Below are 17,013 nucleotides of genomic sequence, written 5' to 3' on the forward strand. Positions count from 1 at the left end.
TCAGCGCTGCCCGCACCTATAACAAATGAATGCCTGCCGCCACTTTGGTCGCCGCAGCTGACATGACAGGGATAATCCGCATGACCACAACGACCCTCGCTGATACCGAGAGCACCCAACCGCCGCCGGCCAACTCTGCCACGCGGGTGGCCACCGCCAGCTTTATCGGCACCGCCATTGAGTTCTACGATTTTTATGTATACGCCACCGCTGCTGCGCTGGTGATCGGCCCGGTGTTCTTCCCGCAAACCTCAGGCACCGCGCAGATGCTCGGCGCTTTTCTGAGCTTCGGCATTGCGTTTCTCGCCCGCCCACTGGGCTCGGCGCTGTTCGGCCACTTTGGTGACCGGATCGGCCGCAAATCGACACTGGTGGCTTCGCTGCTGCTGATGGGCGTCTGCACCACCCTGATTGGCGTGCTGCCCGGTTATGCCAGTATCGGCGTTTGGGCACCGATCCTGCTGTGCCTGCTGCGCTTTGGCCAGGGCCTGGGACTGGGTGGTGAATGGGGCGGCGCTGCGCTGCTGGCCACCGAAAACGCACCCAAAGGCAAACGTGCCTGGTTCGGCATGTTTCCGCAACTGGGCCCCTCCATTGGCTTTCTGGCCGCCAACGGCCTGTTTCTGACCCTGGCCGTGGTCCTTGATGACCAGCAGTTTCGCGAATGGGGCTGGCGCATTCCGTTTCTGCTCAGCGCAGCGCTGGTGATTGTCGGCCTGTATGTGCGCCTGAAACTGGAAGAAACCCCGGCGTTCGCCAAGGTCGTGGCCAAGCACGAACAACTGCGCCTGCCGATCGTCGAAACCTTCAGCAAACACTGGCAGCCCATGCTGCTCGGGGCTGCAGCAATGGTGGTGTGCTACGCACTGTTCTACATCTCGACTGTATTTTCGCTGAGCTACGGCGTCTCGACCCTGGGCTACACCCGTGAGACCTTCCTGGGCCTGCTGTGTTTTGCCGTGCTGTTCATGGCCCTGGCAACGCCGATATCAGCCTGGGCCAGCGACCGGTTTGGCCGTAAACCGGTGCTGTTGACCGGTGGCGTGCTGGCGATTGCTTCGGGCTTTGCCATGGAGCCGCTACTGACTCACGGTTCGACCTGGAGCGTGGCGCTGTTTTTGAGCATCGAGCTGTTTTTGATGGGCGTGACCTTCGCGCCGATGGGCGCGCTGCTGCCCGAGCTGTTTCCGACCAAGGTGCGTTACACCGGAGCCTCGGCGGCCTACAACCTGGGTGGCATCGTCGGCGCCTCGATGGCACCGTTCTTTGCCCAGAAGCTGGTGACCATGGGCGGTTTGAGCTGGGTCGGCGGCTATGTATCGGCCGCCGCCCTGCTCAGTGTCCTGGCCGTACTGGCCCTTAAAGAGACCCGCGATACAGAACTGTAGGACATGTCGCAGGAGCCGCTTTAGCGGCGAAGACCATTCGCCGCTAAAGCGGCTCCTACGGCTTGCATCTGCCGTTACAGCTTGACGTCAACCGCCTGCGAGGCGCGGTTGGCCTTGGCGCGGGCGGCTTCGATCGACTCGTCACGTGCCAGGGCCACGCCCAAGCGGCGCTGGCCGTTGACCTCTGGCTTGCCGAACAGGCGCAGGGCGGTGTCAGGCTCAGCCAGTGCTGCGCCGAGGTTGGCGAACGCAGTCTGGGTCGACTGGCCTTCAACCAGAATCACCGACGATGCCGACGGGCCGAACTGACGAATCAGTGGCACTGGCAGGCCGAGAATGGCCCGGGCGTGCAGGGCGAACTGCGACAGGTCCTGGGAAATCAGGGTCACCAGACCGGTGTCGTGCGGGCGCGGCGACACTTCGCTGAACCACACCTGATCCCCCTTGATGAACAGCTCCACGCCGAACATGCCACGACCGCCCAACGCCTCGGTAACCGCCCTGGCCACACGCTCGGACTCGGCCAGCGCCACCGGACTCATTGCCTGCGGCTGCCAGGATTCCTGGTAATCGCCCTTCTCCTGACGATGGCCAACCGGCGCACAGAACGTGGTACCGCCAGCATGGCGCACGGTCAGCAGGGTGATTTCATAATCGAAGTCGATAAAGCCTTCAATGATCACCCGGCCCTTGCCAGCGCGACCGCCCTCCTGAGCGTAGTCCCAGGCTTTCTGGATGTCGGCAGTGCTCTTGAGCAGGCTCTGGCCTTTGCCCGAAGAACTCATCACCGGCTTGACCACACACGGGAAGCCCAGGCTTTCGACAGCCTTGCTGTAGTCTTCGAACGTGTCGGCAAAAAAGTACGGCGAAGTCGGCAGGCCCAGCTCTTCAGCGGCCAGACGGCGGATGCCTTCGCGGTTCATGGTCAACTGCGCAGCGCGAGCGGTCGGCACCACGGTAAAGCCTTCGGCCTCCAGCTCCACCAGGGTCGCGGTGGCGATGGCTTCGATTTCCGGCACGATGTAGTGCGGCTTCTCGGCCTCGATCACGGCGCGCAGGGCGGCGCCGTCGAGCATGTTGATCACGTGGCTGCGATGGGCAACTTGCATGGCCGGAGCGTTGGCGTAGCGATCGACAGCGATCACTTCGACACCCAGGCGTTGCAGTTCGATGACCACTTCTTTACCCAGTTCGCCGCTGCCGCACAGCAAAACACGGGTCGCGGTGGGCGACAGTGGAGTTCCGATTTGAGTCATCTCAGGTCCTCGAAGAGCAGATGTCGAGGGCAGCCCGCCAGTAAACGGGCAACCACGGTGGAGAAAGGCGCGCAATTTACCATGAAGCCCTGTGCGATGCAGGGTTATCCCGGACAGGCGTGTCGACGCTGCCGCCAGGCCATGATCAGCCACACCGCCGTGACCCCGGCGAATTTCGAGGCCAGGGCGGTAATCAGTACCGGTGCGCTGAGTGCGTCGATCATGCCGAAGAAGATAAAGGTGTCCAGCGGAATACTCAGCGCCGAGCTGATCCACAGGCGATCATGCAACGGGCGTTTGGTAATGGTGAACACCAGCCAGTCGATCAGTTCAGAAACGGCAAAGGCCGTGGCGCTGGCCAGGGCAATGGTCGGGTCGCTGGTGATGTAAGACAACAGCAGCGCGGCCAGCATGGCGATAATCGCGCCATGGCCAAAGCGGGTCTGGACCATGTCGCGCAGTACAAACACCAGGCCGCCCCAGCATGACCAGATGATGTCCAGATGCGGAGCCGCCGAAAAAGCGAAGTTGATCAATACGACGCTGGCGATGTAGGCGATAAGAAAGAGCATGGCAACTGGCGGGTAAACAAGGACAGGCGCGCATGGTAGCAGATTCACTTTTTACCCGAGTGCCTTTGTATGGCATTGCCCGCAGGCAAACCCGGGCTTATCGGCAGACCCGCCACATACCCATATCCAGGTGAAAGTGATTGCGATGCGCGGCGTTGTAGTCAGGCCCCAGCACCGTGTTGAAGTGCTCACAGGCCGCTTGCTGGACGCTGCGCAGAAACTGCCCCTTGGCGCCGCTGTCGTTCCAGTCACGCAGCAGGTCGATGCGCTCGCCGTTGGCCAGGCGAAACCCGGCAATGTCCAGCGCGTTGGCGCTGGCGTGCTGGCTGAGCCGGCCTTCGCTGCGGTTGTAGATGTTGCGGCAGGCAAAGCTGCCCAAGTGGTCGATACGCGCAACCCGCTGGCCCAGTGTGGCTTGAGCAACAGGCTGCAGGCTGTGGTGCTCGAACAGCGCATAAGCCACCGCCAGCGGGCAACTGGCCAAAAAGCTGCTACTGAGCGCCACCTCGCCGCCCTGAATCCGCAGGGTATTGCTCAACGGGCAATTGGCCGAAGGCGGGCTGTCAGCCTGGCGGCTGAAGCGCAGGGTCGATGATGCCAATGCCTGATCGCACAACTGCGCATTATCCTGCAAGCGCCAGAGCTTGAATGAAGTCAGCAGATTGGGTTCGGCACGAATGTCCAGCGGTGCCCAAGGGTTCCAGCGCGGCGGCACCTCAACCCAGCTACGCCACACCGCCAGTGAGGCCAGGGCACACAACAGCAATACCACGATAACCAAGCGCATGGTGGGACTCTTAAACCAATGGGTTCACCCTCATGGACCTCAAAGAAGCCCCAACTGCTCCACCTCGGGCCCACGATCAATCTGCACCAGCGGCGCCAGGCCCGGCAAACGCGCCATCAATTGCTCATGAAAGCGCTGCGCCAAGGCGGGTGCACGATGGTTGTCGGGGGTATGCAGGTACACGTAAGGCGTGCGCCCTTCTTCAATCCAGGCGGCGACTTTCTCGACCCAGGGCGCCATGTACGGATCATTGGCATCCAGTTCCGGGCGACCGATAAACCGCACCTGCGGTGCCTGGGTCAGCGCGGCAGGCCGCACGGGGACCTTGGGCTTTTTCGACTGGGCGTGCAGAACGGCCGGATCGCTGGAGATGCAGCTGAACAGTGCCCGCGAATCCAGGCATATCCGCTCGATGCCGTTATCGAGCAGCAGCCGGTTGAGCGCACGCTCTTCGTCGCCCTTGAGAAAAAATGCCTGGTTACGGACTTCAACGGCCAACGGCACCTTGATCTCGGCGATGAACATTGCCAGTTCAGCGAGGCGTTGTGGGCCGAAGCTGGCCGGCAACTGCAGCCAGAACGGCGTGACCCGCTCACCCAGCGGCGCCAGCATGTCAACAAATGCCTGGGCCGCGTCGAGCTGCAGGCGCAGATCGCCCTCATGGCTGATATCGCGATGAAACTTGGCGGTAAAGCGAAAGTGCGCCGGCATGGTCTGCGCCCAGCGCTGCACCGTAGCGGCGTTAGGCCGGGCGTAAAGCGTGGTGTTACCTTCAACCGTGTTGAAGACCTGACAGTAAAGGCCAAGAAAATCAGTGCTGCGGGCGTCTTGCGGATAGAAGAATTCGCGCCAGGTATTGTCGGCCCAGGACGGGCAACCAAGGAAGTAAGGCAGGCTGGTCACAATCAGACGTGCAGATCGAGCTCCGCCACTTCCATCTCCCAATCGCCGAAACTGGCGGTGGTCAGGTAGCTGGCCAGGGCGGTGGCCACTCGCGAACTCATGGAGCGCGGGAAGATCATGTCTTGCGGGCGTGCCGGAACGTTGGGGGTAGGGACGTGTACGTCAGCAGACTCACGACGCGCACTGCGGGCTGGCTGCGCAGGTTGTTCGATATCGCTGTCGACTTCCTCGAAGGCACCCTCAATCGTCGCAGGGCCTTTGCGGGGCTTGCGCTTGATGGGGTACGAGCGTTGTGAGGGACCGTCTATGCGCATCGATGATTACTCGGCGTCTGTAGTGGCAATTTAACGTCACGGATAGGCGCTTTGGCAAACATCCGAATGATAACTAGACCACACAAATTGCACGTTATTCGGGCCGCAGGGCATTTCCATAGACTGAGGCGATGAGCGGTAGATGGCCGATTGATGCCATTCATGATGAATGGCGGTGTCTGCCAATATCGTTTTCAGTCGTAATGGGTATCGTCTGGGACGGGGTTTTCTTGAGGGGCTCGGGGTCTTGCGCGGGTCGATGACTCTTACTTTCGGCGTAGGAGCGGCTTTAGTCGCGAAGGCTTTGCCATTGTCCAAAGGTCATTGCCGCGGTTGCCTGAACTGCCGGTTCTGCTCCGATGGGCGGGTTCCTTTGAAACACCAAAGGAACCAAAGCGCCTGTTCTTCAAGCGCCTTTTGGCGTCGCCACCTTGTCGCGCAGGTAGACCGGTTGGGCTTGATCGGCTGGCATGGCGGCGCCGCGCTGCCAGGCGAAGGTGGCGAGGCTGAGCAGGTCTTCGGCATGGGGCAGCATGCCGGCGTCGCAGCCACTCAGTTGCACGGGCAGGCGTGGGGCGTAGCCCCAGCCGGTGCCGGCGCCAAACCAGTCGCCGCTGGCTTCGGCCGGCAGGCTGGCCTGTTCGGGCGGCAGCACGGCTTCCTCACCGATCAGGCACATTTCACCGGCGCTGGCGCGGTAGCAGCCCCAGTAGACTTCATCCATGCGCGCATCGATGGCCGCCGCGACCTGGCTGGCGCCATGTTCGCGCAAGGCGCGCTGGGCCAGCACCGCGAGGTTCGAAACGGGTAATACCGGGCGATCCAGGGCAAAAGCCAGGCCCTGAACCACGCCAATGGCAATCCGCACGCCGGTGAAGGCACCCGGGCCACGGCCAAAGGCGATGGCGTCCACCGCCGACTTGGGCAAGCCCGCCTGGGCAAGCAGGTCCTGAATCATCGGCAACAGCTTCTGGGCATGCAGACGTGGCGCCACCTCATAGTGGCTCAGCACCTTGCCATCGTGCAGCAAGGCGACCGAGCAGGCTTCAGTGGCAGTGTCCAGGGCCAGCAGGGTGGTCATCGAGGTATCCGTCGCAAATGAAAAGTGGCGCAGTATAAATGACAAATGGCCCGCAAGCGGGCCATTTGTCATTGTCGGGTGGTGCGGATCAGCTCAGCGCTGCCAACACCTTGGCAGTGATCTGCTCGACACTGCCAACACCCGGGATGTGGCTGCACTTGGGCGTGCCCTTCTCGGCGCCCAGCTTGCTGTAGAACTCAACCAGCGGCTTGGTCTGCGAATGATAGACCGACAGGCGATGACGCACGGTCTCTTCAGTGTCGTCCTTGCGCTGTACCAGCGGCTCGCCGGTCACATCGTCCTGACCCTCGACCTTCGGCGGGTTGTGCTCAACGTGGTAAACGCGGCCAGAGGCCTCGTGTACGCGGCGCCCGGCAATACGCTTGACGATTTCTTCGTCGTCCACGGCGATTTCAACCACATGGTCGATGCCTACGTTAGCCTCGACCAGGGCTTCGGCCTGGGCGATGGTACGTGGGAAACCGTCGAACAGCACGCCATTGGCGCAGTCTGGCTGAGCCAGACGATCTTTGATCAAGCCGATGATCAGGTCATCGGATACCAGGCCGCCGGCGTCCATGACGCTCTTGGCTTTAAGGCCCAGCTCGGTGCCAGCCTTGACTGCAGCGCGCAGCATGTCACCGGTCGAAACCTGGGGAATGCCGAACTTTTCAGTGATGAACTTTGCCTGAGTACCTTTTCCGGCGCCCGGAGCTCCCAGCAGAATCACGCGCATCGTCATGCTCCTCAAAATTTTTATATGCAATCGTCGGATTCGCCTCTTGGGCCAATCGAAAAACTCAAATACGGCCAAAGGCCAAAAGGTTGATCAAGATACACAGCCGACTCTGGCCGCACAAGCCGCCCAAGGTCGCAGCCACAGCCGCATCGCCAGGCCTTACAGTAGTCGGCTAAATAGCCTGGCGGTGCCAGCGGCGCACGCCGCGCCACTGACCTGCCAAGCCCGGGTCAATCCGTTAACCGGTGTTGCGCAGCCCAGCCGCAATACCCGCCACTGAAACCAGCAGGGCCAGCTCCAGCGGGCTGTCCAGACGCGCTTCGCGGTTGCGCGAGCGGGCCAGCAGTTCGGCCTGCAACAGGTGCAACGGGTCCAGATAGGTATTGCGCAGGCTGATGAATTCCAGCGTCTCGGGGCTGTGCGCCAGCAGCCGCTGTTGGCCGGTCAGGCCCAGCACCACCGCGCACGCCTGCGACAATAGGTCGCGTAAATGCGCCCCAAGATGCTGCAGTGGCGCAGCGACCAGACGCTCATCGTAGAGCTGGGCGATATCACTGTCGGCCTTGGCCAGGACCATTTCCAGCATGTCGATCCGGGTACGGAAGAACGGCCAGTGCTCGCGCATCTGCGCCAGCAGCTCGCCTTCACCGCGCTGCAGTGCATTGCCCAGCGCCGCCTCCCAGCCCAGCCAGGCCGGCAGCATCAGGCGGGTCTGGGTCCAGGCGAAGATCCATGGGATCGCCCGCAAGCTCTCCACCCCGCCTTCACGTCGCTTGGCCGGACGGCTGCCCAATGGCAGGCGCCCCAACTCCTGCTCCGGCGTAGCCTGACGGAAATACTCGACAAATTCAGGATGCTCCCGCACCACTGCGCGGTAGGCCTTAACGCCGTCATCGGCCAGGCGATCCATCAGGGCCCGCCAACCAGGCTCGGGCAGTGGTGGCGGCAACAACGTCGCCTCCAGCACCGCTGCCAGATACAGATTGAGGTTCTGCTCGGCGATGCCCGGCAGGCCAAACTTGAAGCGGATCATTTCGCCCTGTTCGGTGGTCCGGAACCGCCCCGCCACCGAGCCCGGCGGTTGCGACAGGATCGCCGCATGAGCCGGACCGCCGCCACGTCCGACCGTACCGCCGCGGCCATGGAACAACAGCAACTCGACCTGTTGTTGGCGGCAGATATTCACCAGGGTTTCCTGGGCCCGGTACTGCGCCCAGGCCGCCGCTGTGGTGCCGGCGTCCTTGGCCGAATCGGAATAGCCGATCATCACTTCCTGCGGGCCGTGCAAGCGTGCGCGGTAACCCGGCAGCCCCAGCAGCCGCTCGAGCACAGGTCCTGCGTTATCCAGGTCGGCCAGGGTCTCGAACAGCGGCACCACGCGCATTGGCCGCAGCACGCCGGCCTCTTTGAGTAGCAGTTGTACCGCCAGCACATCCGAAGCCGCACCGGCCATGGAGATCACATAGGAGCCCAGCGATGCGGCCGGCGCTGCCGCCACTTCCCGGCAGGTGGCCAACACCTCGGAGGTCTCGGCAGCCGGCTTGAAATGGGCGGGCAACAACGGACGCCGGCTGCTCAATTCCTGAGTGAGAAATTCAATGCGGGCGTCTTCGCTCCAGTCTTCATAACGGCCCAGCCCCAGGTAATCAGTGATCTCACTCATCGCCGCGCTATGCCGGCTGGAGTCCTGGCGCACGTCGAGCCTGACCAGGAACAAGCCGAAGGTCACCGCCCGACGCAGGCAATCAAGCAGCGGGCCATCGGCAATCACGCCCATGCCGCAGTTATGCAGCGACTGATAACACCGTTGCAGGGGTTCGAGCAGGTCGCGGTTGTCATGCAGCACCGCCTCTGGCGCGGGCTGGGGAACACTCAAGCAAGCATGCGCCCAATTGCGCGTGGCCCGCAGCCGCTCACGCAAGTGTTTGAGTTCGGCGCGGTAGGGTTCGGCGCTGTCGCCGACTCTGGCGCGCAGTTCGGCGCTGGCCTCTTGCATCGACAGGTCGGCGGCCAGGCTGTCGACGTCGCGCAGGTACAGATCGGCCGCCATCCAGCGCGCCAGCAGCAACACCTCCCGGGTCACACTGGCGGTCACGTTGGGGTTACCGTCACGGTCGCCGCCCATCCACGACGCAAAGCGGATCGGCGCGGCGTCCAGCGGCAGCCGAAACCCGGTGGCAGCGTGCAGGGCCTGATCAGCCTTGCGCAGGTAACTGGGGATGGCTTGCCACAACGAATGCTCGATGACTGCAAAGCCCCATTTGGCTTCATCCACTGGCGTGGGCCGGGTACGGCGGATTTCTTCGGTGTGCCAGGCCTCAGCAATCAGCCGCTGCAGGCGGGTGACGATCTGTTCGTATTCCTGACTATTAAGGTCGCGGTGATCGAGCGCGGCCAGTTGATCGGCAATCGCATCATACTTCTGGATCAGGGTGCGCCGCGCCACCTCTGTAGGGTGGGCGGTGAGGACCAGTTCGATGTCCAGCTTGCCCAACTGGCGGGCCAGCGCCTCGCTACTGTGCCCGGCCTGGGTGAGGCGCTCGAGCAACTCAGGCAATACCGTGCTTTCGAACGGCGCAGCCTGGCTGTCGTCGCGGCGGCGCAACAGCTGGTACTGCTCGGCGATATTGGCCAGGTTGAGAAACTGGTTGAAAGCCCTCGCCATCGGCAGCAGCTCATCTTCGTCCAGACTGGCGACACTGGCAGTGAGCTGTTCGGCACCCTGTGCTGAACCACGACGGCCGGCCTTGGCGGCCTTGCGAATGCGCTCGATGGTGTCGAGAAAGTCCGCGCCGCGCTGCTCGCGGATCGTGTTGCCCAACAGCTCGCCCAGCAAGTGGACGTCTTCGCGCAAACGGGCATCTATATCGGCCATCCTCAGTCCTCCTTACTGTTGTTGTGAGACCGACAGTGCCGCAAAAAACCGCTGCTGCCAAACCCTTTGCGAACCCCCGGCACATCGCAAGGGTCCAAAGGCAGTACCCGACACTCGTGGAGGCATCTTGATGAACAGTTTTCAGACCCTGCTCAGCGAATGGGAAGCCAAGGCCCGGCAACAGCACGAACGCAGTGAAGTGACCCTGAGCCTGTACCGTCACGACCTGGTGAAAATCAAGGCGCTGGCCGAAGCCTACGGCCTGGATGAAGCGACCATCACCGAAGGCCTGCTGCATGCGGCGCTTCAAGAAGCCGAAGCGGCCATTCCCTACGTGCAAGGTTCAGAGGTGATCCGCGTCGAAGAAGGCGAGCCGGTGTACGCCGATGCCGGCAAAACCCCGGCGTTCGTAGCCGCCGAGCAACGAATTCTCAGGTAACCCCCCGCGTCTTTCCCGAGCCCTCTGCCTGGAGGGCTTTTGGCGTTCACGGCACGCCACACCGGTGGTTTCCTGCCCCGAAAAAGCTGACCGGGCAGCCTGGAAAAATCTCTGAACTATTTAAAAAAGCCACAGGTCCGACCCATTAGCCATTACAGGAACAGACCGCAGGTAACAGGCGCCCAAGCGTCGCTTGCCTCACTTCCCGGCCGCCACTGTCATGGATAACCAAGCACTTGGAGTTAAACAATGGAGTTGATGACCATGAACAACCTCACTGCCAAAACCCCGTTCGCACGTCTGCGTGGGCTGAAACTGGCTGCGTTGGCCCTGGGTAGCTCTCTGGTACTGGCCGGCTGTGCCGGCAACCCGCCGTCGGAACAGTACGCAGTCACCCAGTCTGCGGTGAACAGCGCAGTCAGCGCCGGTGGCACCGAGTTCGCTGCAGTGGAAATGAAATCCGCGCAAGACAAGCTGCGCCAGGCCGATGTGGCCATGCAGGATCACAAGTATGACGAAGCACGCCGTCTGGCCGAGCAGGCCGAGTGGGACGCGCGCGTTGCCGAACGCAAAGCCCAGGCCGCCAAGGCCCAGAAAGCCGTGCAGGACGCTCGCCAAGGTGTGAACGAACTGCGTGAAGAAAGCCAGCGTCAGATCCAGTAAGCCGCTCCCTTTCGCATTTTCACGTATTCGCCATTGATTTAAGGACGACCAAACCATGCGCAAACAACTGATGATCCCTGCCCTGCTGGCCGTGAGCGTTGCCCTGGGGGCCTGTGCTACCAAGCCGAACCCAAGCCTGGAACAAGCGCGTACCAACTTCTCTGCGCTGCAAAGCAACCCTGAAGCGACCAAGGTTGCGGCCCTGGAAACCAAGGACGCCAACGACTGGCTGACCAAGGCCGACAAAGCCTTCCGTGACGGCGAAGACGCCAAGAAGGTCGATCAGCTCTCGTACCTGACCATTCAGCGTATCGAAGTGGCCAAGCAGACCATCGCCTTGCGTACCGCTGAAGCCGATCTGCAGAAAGCCGGCGCCGAACGCGCCAAGGCTCGTCTGGATGCGCGCGACGCGCAGATCGCCAAACTCAAGGAAAGCCTCAACGCCAAGCAGACCGAGCGCGGTACGCTGGTGACCTTCGGTGACGTGTTGTTCGACTACAACAAGGCCGAACTCAAGCCGGGCGCACAGGGTAACATTGCCAAGCTGGCCGGCTTCCTGCAGGAAAACCCTGACCGCAAAGTGATCGTCGAAGGCTACACCGACAGCACCGGCTCCGCTGGCTACAACCAGGAACTGTCCGAGCGCCGTGCCAATTCGGTGCGCGCAGCGCTGGTCCGCGCCGGTGTAGACCCGCTGCGCATCGTCGCTCAGGGCTATGGCAAGGAATACCCGGTGGCCGACAACACCAGCAATTCCGGCCGCGCCATGAACCGTCGTGTAGAAGTCACCATCTCCAACGACAACCAGCCAGTCGCGCCACGTTCGACCCTGCGCTGATCGTTTGAGGTGAGTTAACCAAAGCCCCGCCAGCCCTGGCTTGCGGGGCTTTTTTGTGGATGTCATGTCGAGCACAGGTACGCGACGGTCGCAATCGCGCTGGACTTCATGGCCCCTGCTTAAGCACCGTGTTTCAACCCGCGCCACGGCGTGTGCAATTCGCTTGATCGGAGATCGCAATCAGCTATGGCCCAGAAGAACGAGCCAACCCCAAAATCCGCCCTCAACCCACCGGTGTTCTGGATTTCGGCAGTCCTGCTTCTGCTGCTGGTGCTGTTCACCAGCGCCTTTCAGAGCACCGCGCAGACCATGTTCAGCCTGATCCAGAACTGGATCATCACCAATGTCAGCTGGTTCTACATCCTCGCGGTCGCAATCATCCTCTGCACCGTGGTGTTTCTCGGCATCAGCCGCTATGGCGATATCAAGCTCGGTCCGGACCACAGCACCCCCGACTACAGCAGCACCACCTGGTTTGCCATGCTGTTCTCGGCCGGCATGGGCATCGGTCTGATGTTTTTCGGCGTGGCCGAGCCGGTGATGCACTTCATCAACCCTCCCTACGGTGACGGCTACAGCGTGGCGGCGGCGCGCGAGTCGATGGAGATCACGTTCTTCCACTGGGGTCTGCACGCCTGGGCGATCTACGCCATCGTGGCGCTGATTCTGGCCTACTTCAGTTACCGTCATGGCCTGCCGTTGACCCTGCGCTCAGCGCTTTACCCGCTGATCGGCGAACGCATCAACGGCCCGATCGGCCATGCCGTGGATATCTTCGCGATCATCGGTACGGTGCTGGGGGTGGCCACTTCGCTGGGCTTCGGCGTCGCGCAGATCAATACCGGTCTGAACGCCATGTTCGGCTTACCGGTGAGTACCGGTGTGCAGATTGTGCTGATCATCGGTACGACGGCACTGGCCACCCTGTCGGTGGTTTCAGGCCTGGACAAGGGCATCCGCCGCCTCTCGGAACTGAACCTGGGGCTGGCCGTGTTGCTGTTGCTGATGGTGGTGCTGCTAGGCCCCACGGTGTTGATCCTGCAAACCTTCGTACAGAACACCGGCGGTTACCTCAGCGACATCGTCAGCCGCACCCTGAACCTGTATGCCTATGAGCCGTCCGACTGGATCGGCGGCTGGACCCTGTTCTACTGGGGCTGGTGGCTGGCCTGGTCGCCGTTTGTGGGCCTGTTCATCGCGCGCATTTCCCGCGGCCGGACGATCCGCGAGTTCGTCACCGGCGTGCTGCTGGTGCCGACCGCCTTCACCCTGTTGTGGATGACCGTGTTTGGCAACACCGCGATTCACCTGATCCTCGATGAGGGCATGGCCGACCTGGCCGCTGCCATCGACAAAGACACCGCGCTGGCGTTGTTTGCCTTCTTGCAGCACTTCCCGTTCGCCAGCTTCATTTCGGTATTGGCGATCATCATGGTGGTGGTGTTCTTCGTCACCTCGGCTGACTCCGGGGCCATGGTGGTCGATATGCTGGCCTCGGGCGGCAATGACCACACCCCGGTGTGGCAACGGATCTTCTGGGCGGCGAGCATGGGCCTGGTGGCCATCGCCCTGTTGCTGGCCGATGGCTTGAAGGCGTTGCAGACAGCGACTATCGCCAGTGCCTTGCCGTTCACCATTGCCCTGCTGTTCAGCATGCGCGGCCTGCTCAAAGCGCTGAAGCTCGACGCGACCAAACGCGGCCTGCGCCACTACAGTATCTCGGCGTCCACCGCCCGTACCCCCGGCAGTTGGCAGCGGCGCTTGCGCAACATGGCGATGTTCCCGCGTCGCGCCCACGTGGTGCGCTTTATCAGCGAAGTGGCCAAACCGGCCTGTGTATCGGTGGCCGAAGAGTGGCGTCGCCAGGGCTATGCCTGCCAGGTGGACGACGGTGAGGATGGCAGTGTAAGGCTGACCGTCGGCCCGCTGGACAACCCTGAATACCTGTATGCGGTGATTCCCAAGGCCTATGCGATGCCCAGTTTCGTGATGGGTGATACCCAGAGCGAAGAGCGCAAGTACTTCCGCGCCGAAGTGCACCTGCGCGAAGGCGGCCAGGACCATGATGTGATGGGCTGGTCACGCGAAGACGTGATCGGCGACATCCTCGACCAGTACGAGCGGCACATGCACTTCTTGCATCTGGTCGGTGACTGAACCGAATCAGGGCGCGGCCTGGGCCTGGTAAATAACCTCGCTCAGCCCATCGCCATCAACAACCGCGCAAAATCACAATGCTGGCTGGCCAGTTCGACGATGTGCGGGTTGATGCCATGGCGGCGATCTGCACGGTAGATCGCGGCGTATTGAATGGGCGGCAGTTCAGGCAGGGTGCGCACCACTTGCAGCACCCCGCGTCCGGTCAGGTGTGACAAGCAGTTCTGCGGCAGATAACTTACACCGATACCAGAGATGGTCAGGCCGACCTGCACCAGCAGATTGTGGCTGGTCAGCGTACGTGGCAACTGAATGTCGTGCAGGGCCAGCCAGCGCTCATAGATCAGCCCGGTGCCGGAACTCGCCCCCTGGGTCAGCACGGTAACCTGCGCCAGCTCGGTCAGGTCCACCGTGCGGTCAGCCGGCAGCATGCCCGGTGCGCACATCCAGGTGTTGTCGACGCTCTGCAGCGGGACCGAGACAAAGCGTACATCGTCGAGCACATCTGGCATCACGATCACGTCCAGTTGATCGCCCTCCAGCTTGCGCAACAGCTCGCTGCTCAGTTCGACAGTAGGCTCGATCTGCACCTTGGGATAAGCCTGGCGAATCGCGTCGATGAACGCCGGCAGCCAGGTCAATGCAGTCAGCTCAGTCACCCCCAGGCGCAGGCGGCGCACCAGCACGTTCTGCGAGCTGATGCGCTCAAGCAGCACGTCGCGGCGCTCCAGCAACTCGCGGGTACAGTCGAGCAGTTCGGCACCCTTTTCTGTCAGCCGGGCGTTGCGTTTGCTGCGGTCGAACAGTTGAACCTCAAAGGTGTCTTCCAGCTCCTGAATGCGTTTGGAAATGGCTGACTGCGACATGTTCAGATGATTGGCGGCAGCTTCGAAACTGCCGGTTTCGGCAATCCAGAACAGCGCTTCCATCTGCTTGAAAGTGACCACCCGGTGCGCTCCTGGACGTCTTTACATTCATTTTAGTGATGGTTAATCAGCGAAAAATATCGCTAAAAGTATTTATACGCCAGCCCTACCATCCGGACCACAGCCTTGATCGGCGCTCACCCAACCGGAGGTTCTCATGTCATTACCCGGCACCCGCATCCTGCCTTCGCCACCGCTGGCCTCCAGCGCGGTGGTTCAAGCCCTGCACAATGTGGTCACCCCGCACATCAGCGACAATCTGGGCCGGCACATTGGTGCCCGTGGCCTGACCCGCTACAACCGCTCCGGCAAGCTGGTGGGTACCGCACTGACAGTCAAGACCCGCCCCGGCGACAACCTGTACATCTACAAGGCGCTGACCCTGCTGCAGCCCGGCCATGTGCTGGTGGTGGACGGCCAGGCCGATACCACCAACGCCATGATCGGCGAGCTGATCAAGCTGTATGCGCTGCAGCGCGGCTGCGTGGGCTTCGTGATCGACGGTGCGATCCGCGATGTCGCCAGCTTCGAAGACGTGCCCTGCTATGCCCGTGACGTGGTGCACTGCGGCCCGTACAAGACCGGCCCTGGCGAAATCAACGTACCGGTGTCGATTGGCGGCATGATCATCGAACCGGGCGACCTGATCGTCGGCGACGAAGACGGCCTGGTGGCCTTCCCGCAGGCACTGGCCGACGACGTCCTGCGCGCAGCGGCCCGGCATGCCGAGTTCGAAGAAGCAGTTAAAGCCGAGATCGCCACCGGCAACCCCAGTCAATCGTGGATCGAAGCCCCACTGAAGAAATTCGGCCTGCTGGAGAACGACCTGTGAGCCACGCTTTTCTCTCCCAGCGCCTGCTGGACATCCAGCCCTCGCCGAGCATCGCCGCCAACGCGCTGGTCAGCCAGTTGCGCGCCGAAGGTCGCGATATCGTCAATTTAACCGTAGGCGAGCCAGACCTCGACACCCCGGAGCACATCCTCATAGCGGCCGAAGCGGCCCTGCGCGGCGGAGACACTCACTACACCGCCACCACCGGCACCCTGGCGCTGCGCCAGGCCATCGTCACCAAACTGGCACGCGACAACGACCTGCCTTATACGGTTGATGAAGTGGTCGCCGGCTGCGGCGGCAAGCACATCATCTACCACGCCCTGGCCGCGACCCTGAACCCTGGCGATGAAGTGATCGTGCACACGCCGTATTGGGTCTCATACCCGGACATTGCCCGCCTTAACGGCGCCAACCCGGTGATCATCCCCGGCAGCGAGGCGCAGGGCTTCAAGCTCAGCCCGCAGGAGCTGGCACAAGCCATCACTCCACGCACCAAGTGGGTGATCCTCAACAGCCCCAACAACCCCAGCGGTGCGGTGTACAGCGAGGCCGAGCTGTCGGGGCTGGCCAACGTCTTGCGTCGCCACCCACAGGTGCTGGTGATGTCCGACGAAATCTACGAGCATTTCGTGTTCGGCGAGGCGCGGCATGTATCACTGCTCAATGTCGCCCCAGACCTGAAGCAGCGCACCCTGATCATCAACGGTGCGTCCAAGGGCTACGCCATGACTGGCTGGCGCCTGGGGTTCGGTGCCGGCCCCGCGTTTCTGATCGCGGCGGTTGCCAAGCTGCTGTCGCAGACCACCACCTGCCCCAGCTCGATCAGCCAGGCCGCAGCCGTCGCAGCATTTGCCGGTGACCAGCAGCCCATCGCGGCGATGCGCGAGATCTACCAGCAGCGTCGGGCACGGATGCTGGATCTGCTGGCAGAGATTCCCGGCCTGAGCTGCACGCCGCCGGCGGGTGCGTTCTATGCCTTCGTCAATGTCTCGGGCCTGCTCGGCAAACGTACGCCGGAAGGTGCCGTGCTGCACAGCGACACCGACGTGGTGACCTGGTTGCTCAACGAGGCCGGTGTGGCCACGGTAGGCGGCGCGGCTTACGGCATGTCGCCGTATATTCGCCTGTCGTTTGCCAGTGCCATTGAGGTCATCGAACAAGGATGCCGCCGCTTCAAGGACGCCGCAGAGCGCCTGAGCTGATTAATGGATACTGCGGCCAGGGATGGCCAGACGCTGCC

16 protein-coding genes are annotated in these 17,013 nt (G+C 62.2%); 7 read left to right on the plus strand and 9 right to left on the minus strand.

Features of this window, described 5'->3' with window-relative positions; translation table 11 throughout:
- Positions 1 to 80 precede the first annotated feature (80 nt).
- Positions 81 to 1,388 (plus strand): MFS transporter, encoded by a 1,308-nt coding sequence (locus PSCI_RS00525; protein WP_045481368.1) that lies wholly within the window; start codon positions 81 to 83, stop codon positions 1,386 to 1,388.
- 74 nt (positions 1,389 to 1,462) lie between these two features.
- Here PSCI_RS00525 and purT read toward each other — a convergent pair whose 3' ends face one another.
- The 8 genes from purT to ppc all read right to left on the minus strand — a co-directional run bounded on the left by purT (position 1,463) and on the right by ppc (position 9,915).
- Positions 1,463 to 2,644, minus strand: a complete 1,182-nt coding sequence (gene purT, locus PSCI_RS00530) for a formate-dependent phosphoribosylglycinamide formyltransferase (RefSeq protein WP_045481372.1) — start codon at positions 2,642 to 2,644, stop codon at positions 1,463 to 1,465.
- Positions 2,645 to 2,748: 104 nt separating this feature from the next.
- On the minus strand, positions 2,749 to 3,216 hold the full coding sequence (locus tag PSCI_RS00535) for a VUT family protein (RefSeq protein WP_045481376.1): 468 nt from the start codon (positions 3,214 to 3,216) through the stop codon (positions 2,749 to 2,751).
- 97 nt (positions 3,217 to 3,313) lie between these two features.
- Complete coding sequence (locus tag PSCI_RS00540) at positions 3,314 to 4,003, minus strand: extensin-like domain-containing protein (RefSeq protein WP_045481379.1); 690 nt, start codon at positions 4,001 to 4,003, stop codon at positions 3,314 to 3,316.
- A gap of 39 nt (positions 4,004 to 4,042) precedes the next feature.
- Entirely contained in the window at positions 4,043 to 4,906 is an 864-nt protein-coding gene (locus tag PSCI_RS00545; RefSeq protein ID WP_045481382.1) for a DUF72 domain-containing protein, read from the minus strand.
- A gap of 2 nt (positions 4,907 to 4,908) precedes the next feature.
- Positions 4,909 to 5,220, minus strand: coding sequence for a hypothetical protein (locus tag PSCI_RS00550; RefSeq protein WP_045481385.1), 312 nt, complete (start codon positions 5,218 to 5,220; stop codon positions 4,909 to 4,911).
- Between the two features lie 406 nt (positions 5,221 to 5,626).
- Positions 5,627 to 6,301 (minus strand): tRNA (adenosine(37)-N6)-threonylcarbamoyltransferase complex dimerization subunit type 1 TsaB, encoded by a 675-nt coding sequence (gene tsaB / locus PSCI_RS00555; RefSeq protein WP_045481389.1) that lies wholly within the window; start codon positions 6,299 to 6,301, stop codon positions 5,627 to 5,629.
- Between the two features lie 88 nt (positions 6,302 to 6,389).
- Positions 6,390 to 7,037: an adenylate kinase gene (adk, locus tag PSCI_RS00560; protein ID WP_045481392.1), complete on the minus strand. Its 648-nt coding sequence runs from the start codon at positions 7,035 to 7,037 to the stop codon at positions 6,390 to 6,392.
- A 241-nt stretch (positions 7,038 to 7,278) separates the two neighbouring features.
- On the minus strand, positions 7,279 to 9,915 hold the full coding sequence (ppc, locus tag PSCI_RS00565; protein WP_045481395.1) for a phosphoenolpyruvate carboxylase: 2,637 nt from the start codon (positions 9,913 to 9,915) through the stop codon (positions 7,279 to 7,281).
- A 130-nt stretch (positions 9,916 to 10,045) separates the two neighbouring features.
- Here ppc and PSCI_RS00570 point away from each other — a divergent pair, with 130 nt between their 5' ends.
- The 4 genes from PSCI_RS00570 (at position 10,046) to PSCI_RS00585 (ending at position 14,012) form a co-directional block, all read left to right on the plus strand.
- A complete protein-coding gene (locus tag PSCI_RS00570; protein WP_045481399.1) occupies positions 10,046 to 10,354 on the plus strand; it encodes a hypothetical protein in 309 nt (102 codons plus the stop codon).
- 249 nt (positions 10,355 to 10,603) lie between these two features.
- Positions 10,604 to 11,017, plus strand: a complete 414-nt coding sequence (locus PSCI_RS00575) for a DUF4398 domain-containing protein (RefSeq protein ID WP_045481402.1) — start codon at positions 10,604 to 10,606, stop codon at positions 11,015 to 11,017.
- A 55-nt stretch (positions 11,018 to 11,072) separates the two neighbouring features.
- The gene (locus PSCI_RS00580) at positions 11,073 to 11,855 is read left to right on the plus strand and encodes an OmpA family protein (RefSeq protein ID WP_045481406.1); all 783 of its coding nucleotides are present in this window, start codon (positions 11,073 to 11,075) and stop codon (positions 11,853 to 11,855) included.
- A 186-nt stretch (positions 11,856 to 12,041) separates the two neighbouring features.
- Positions 12,042 to 14,012: a BCCT family transporter gene (locus PSCI_RS00585; protein WP_045481409.1), complete on the plus strand. Its 1,971-nt coding sequence runs from the start codon at positions 12,042 to 12,044 to the stop codon at positions 14,010 to 14,012.
- A gap of 41 nt (positions 14,013 to 14,053) precedes the next feature.
- Here PSCI_RS00585 and PSCI_RS00590 read toward each other — a convergent pair whose 3' ends face one another.
- A complete protein-coding gene (locus tag PSCI_RS00590; protein WP_045481413.1) occupies positions 14,054 to 14,959 on the minus strand; it encodes a LysR family transcriptional regulator in 906 nt (301 codons plus the stop codon).
- 136 nt (positions 14,960 to 15,095) lie between these two features.
- Between PSCI_RS00590 and PSCI_RS00595 the strand changes: the two genes are divergently transcribed.
- Positions 15,096 to 15,770: an RraA family protein gene (locus PSCI_RS00595; RefSeq protein ID WP_045481417.1), complete on the plus strand. Its 675-nt coding sequence runs from the start codon at positions 15,096 to 15,098 to the stop codon at positions 15,768 to 15,770.
- Positions 15,767 to 16,975, plus strand: coding sequence for an aminotransferase class I/II-fold pyridoxal phosphate-dependent enzyme (locus PSCI_RS00600; RefSeq protein WP_045481421.1), 1,209 nt, complete (start codon positions 15,767 to 15,769; stop codon positions 16,973 to 16,975). The genes PSCI_RS00595 and PSCI_RS00600 overlap by 4 nt, the downstream gene beginning before the upstream one ends.
- Positions 16,976 to 17,013 lie beyond the last annotated feature (38 nt).

Origin of the sequence: Pseudomonas sp. StFLB209 (assembly GCF_000829415.1) — a bacterium.
GTDB lineage: Bacteria > Pseudomonadota > Gammaproteobacteria > Pseudomonadales > Pseudomonadaceae > Aquipseudomonas.